The organism is Streptomyces sp. MK37H (assembly GCF_018035285.1).
GTDB lineage: Bacteria > Actinomycetota > Actinomycetes > Streptomycetales > Streptomycetaceae > Streptomyces > Streptomyces endocoffeicus.
Genome location: NZ_JAAAYH010000619.1, coordinates 1 through 3962 on the forward strand (window position 1 = coordinate 1; position 3962 = coordinate 3962).

A 3962-nucleotide genomic window follows, 5' to 3' on the forward strand; every position below is an offset into this window, starting at 1 on the left:
CCAGGTCGCCGGGGGTCACCGTACGGGCGCCTGAGGTGGCGGCGTAGAGGCGGGGCGGTTCGGGGAAGCGGGCGGTGAGTACCTGGGCGGCGGCGAGCAGCCGGCGGGTGCGGCGCAGTCCGTGCTCCGCGCCGCCCTCGGCCGGGTGCGGGCCGCACACGAACACCACGGCGCGCGGCCGTTCCGCAGGGCGGGTGAGCCGGTTGGTGAGGGCGTCGCGGAACGCGTCGAGCCCCTGGTCGGCCAGGGGCACCTCCCACACCCGGGCGGTGGCGCCTGCGGCGCGCAGGGCGGCGGCCACCGGGCGGGCGGTGCCGTCCGCCTCTCCGACGACGAGCCACCGTCCCGGGGGCCGGGTGGCCGGGGGCCGGGCGGCACGCCGCCAGCCGACCTCGAGGAACCACTGGTCGACCTCGGCCGCACGCTCCGCGGCCCGGTGGACGATGCGCAGCCCGTCGACGGCCAGGACCGGCCGGCCGTCCGCGTCGAGCAGCCGGACGTGGCCGACGGTGGCTCCGGGGGTGGTCTCGGCGAGCCGGGCATGGCAGTACACGGCGGTCTCGGGGTCGCCGAGGATACGTACGCATCGCATCCGCGCGGGCAGCAGCAGCCGCCGGTCGCCCTCGTCGAGCAGCCCGGCGATGAGGAGCTGGGCGCACAGGTCGACCAGGACGGGGTGGACACGCAGCCCGTGTCCGGGCTCGCGGGCGGCCTCGGGGACCCGCACCCGGGCCCAGAAGCTGTTGCCGTGGCGGGAGGCGGACACCTCGGTGATGCCCTGGAACGCCGGTCCGTGTGCCACGCCCCGGGCCCGCAGATTGACGTACAGCGCTTCGGCCTCGATGGGCGCGGGATGACGCAGGGCGAGGGTACGGACGGAGGCGGCGCGGGAGCGTGGTGGTACGGCGAGTCTGCGGAGGACCGCGGTGGCCTGCCGCACCCAGGCGCCGTCCTCGTCGCGTCCGAAGATCTCGCATTCGGCGCGGTCGGTGGCGGCGAGGGTCACGGTGGTGGACAGGTCGGTGTGGTCGGCGAGCCGCAGCAGTTCACGGAAGTGCAGATCGGTGACCTCGACCTCCTCGGGCTCGGCGCCGAACACCTCGCAGGCGGCGGTGAGCGCGAGGGCGTAGGAGGCCGCGCCGGGCAGGACGGGGGCGCCGTGCACCCGGTGGTCGTCGAGCCAGGGCAGGGCCGCGGTGCCGGTGCGGGCGCGCCAGAAGTGGCGGACGGGGTCGCCGGGCGCTTCGAAGTGCGCGCCGGGCAGCCCACCGGGCGAGGCCGCGTCGGAGGGTGCGGGGAGCGGGGCGTCGGCCCAGTGGCGGGTGCGGTCGAAGGTGATGGGCGGTACGTCGGCGAGGGCGGCGTCCGCGTACAGCACGGACCAGTCGACGGGGACACCCGCGCAGTGCAGCGCGGCCAGATGGGTCCGGAAGGTGGTCGGCTCGTCCTCCTCGCGGCGGAGTGTGGGCAGGACGACGGGGTCCTCCACCAGACCGGCCAGACCGGCCAGGACGGGGTGGGTGATGACCGGGTGGGGGGAGATCTCGACGTACACCAGGTGGCGGTCGGCCGCGGCGGCGGCGACGGCCGTGGAGAACCGGACCGGGTGGCGCAGATTGGCACACCAGTAGTCGGCGTCGAAGGCGGGCGGGGTCCGCGGATCGTCCAGGACGGTGGTGTAGAAGGGCACCTCCGGGCGGCGGGGTTCGAGGTCGGCGAGGGCCGTGCGCAGATCGGCCAGGAGCGGGTCCACCTGGGGCGAGTGCGAGGCGACGTCCACGGCGATCGGCGCGGCGGGGACGGAGCGGGCCTGCCAGCCGGCGACGAGCCGTTCGACGTGTTCGGTGTCCCCGGCCACCACGGTGGAGCCGGGGGCGGCCATGACGGCCACGGTGACGGCTTCGGCGGCGCCGCCGCTGTCGAGTTCGGCCTGCACCTCGTCGGCGCCGAGGCCCACCGTGGCCATGGCGCCGTTTCCGGCGACGCGGGTGAGCAGCGCGGAGCGGCGGCAGATCACCTTGGCCCCGTCGGCGAGGGAGAGCGCCCCGGCCACCACGGCGGCGGCGACCTCGCCCATGGAGTGGCCGATGACCCCGGCGGGCTCCACGCCGTGGGCGCGCCAGGTGGCGGCGAGCGCGGTCTGGAGGGCGAACAACACGGGCTGCACCCGGCCGCAGCCGGTCACCGGCGCACCGCGGCGGACGATGTCGAGCACCGAGAATCCGGACTCGGCGGCGATGAGGGCGTCGGCCTCGACGAGCGCCTCGGCGAAGACCGGTTCGGTCTCCAGCAGCCGCCGCCCCATGCCGGGCCACTGGGAGCCCTGTCCGGAGAACACCCAGATCGGCCGGCGGGAGACCGCGGCGCCCACGGCGCCGCTCACCACGGCGGGGTGGGCCCGGCCTTCGGCGAACGCCCTCAAGGAGCCCACGAGTTCGGTGCGCGAGGCGGTGGTGACGCCGAGCCGTCCACGGCCGGCGCCGCGGCGCAGCGCCAGGGTGTGGGCGATGTCGCGCAGCGGGGTGTCCGCGCCGTCGCCCTCCAGCCAGTCCGCCATCCGGCGGGCGGCGCCGGGCAGCACGGCCGGGGAGCCCGCGGGGACGAGGAACACCTGCGGAACGGCGCGGGTGTCGGGCCGGGGCCGTGACGGGGTGGGACGGGGCGCGGGTGCGGGCGGCTGTTCCAGCACCACATGGGCGTTGGTCCCGGAGAAGCCGAAGGAGGACACGGCGGCCAGCCGGGGGCCGGTCCGCACCGGCCAGAGAGTGAGCTCGCGAGGGATGAAGAAACGCGTTCCCTCGGCGGCGATGGCGGGATTCCACCGGGTGAAGTACAGATTGGGCGGGATCTGTCCACGGCCCAGGCACAGCACCGCCTTGATCAGCCCGGTGACACCGGCGGCGGGCTCCAGGTGGCCCAGGTTGGTCTTGACCGAGGCCAGGGCGCAGCGGTCGCGGCCGGTGCCGTAGACCTGGGCGAGGCTGGTGAATTCGACCGGGTCGCCGACGGGGGTACCGGTGCCGTGGGCCTCGACCATGCCGACGTCCGCGGGGTCCACCCCGGCGCGGCCGAGTGCCTCCTCGTACAGGGCGCGCTGGGCGGCGGCCGAGGGCGCGGCGAGGCCGTCGGAGTGGCCGTCCTGGTTGACGGCCGAGCCGCGCAGTACGGCCAGGATCCGGTCCCCGTCGCGCAGGGCGTCGGTGAGGCGTTTGAGGACGACGAGGCCGCAGCCCTCGCCGCGGACGAAGCCGTCGGCGGCGGCGTCGAAGGCGTGGCAGTGGCCGGTGTGCGAGAGCATGCCCATCCGGTCGAACGAGCGGGTGATCCGCGGCTCGAACATCAGCGTGACCCCGCCGGCCAGGGCCAGATCGCACTCCCCCGCGCGCAGCGCCTGGACGGCCAGGTGGACGGCGACCAGGGAGGACGAGCACGCGGTGTCCAGGGCCACCGACGGGCCGTGGAGGCCGAGGAGGTAGGAGATCCGGCCGGTGGCGACGCAGTGCCCGTTGGCCAGGGCCGAGCCCTCCAGCTCGCGGGGGTGCCGGTCGAGCCGGTTCATGTAGTCGTTGTAGCTGAGCCCGGCGAAGACGCCGGTGGCTGTGGAGCCGAGCCGGTCCGGTGGCATTCCGGCGTGTTCCAGGGCCTCCCAGGCCACTTCCAGCAGCAGCCGGTGCTGGGGGTCGAGGACGTCGGCCTCGCGCCCGGAGACGCCGAAGAAGTCGGCGTCGAAACCGGACACATCGCGCAGATATCCGCCGCGGACGGGCGGTGCGGACGCGGGCCGGGCGGTCGTGGCGGGGTCGGCCGCCCAGAGTGCGGCGCGCTCGGCGGGCGGTTCGCCGACGGCGTCGCGTCCGTCGGCCAGCAGCCGCCACAGGGCGGCGGGTGAGTCGGTGTCACCGGGGAGCCGGCAGCCCATGCCGACGATGGCGATGCGGCCGGGGGAACGGCCGTGGGCAGGA

Annotated in this window: 1 protein-coding gene; it reads right to left on the reverse strand. The window is 75.9% G+C overall.

Features of this window, described 5'->3' with window-relative positions; genetic code table 11:
- A partial coding sequence (locus GWI24_RS41670; RefSeq protein ID WP_210951219.1) for a type I polyketide synthase occupies positions 1 to 3962 on the reverse strand: 3962 nt, incomplete at both ends.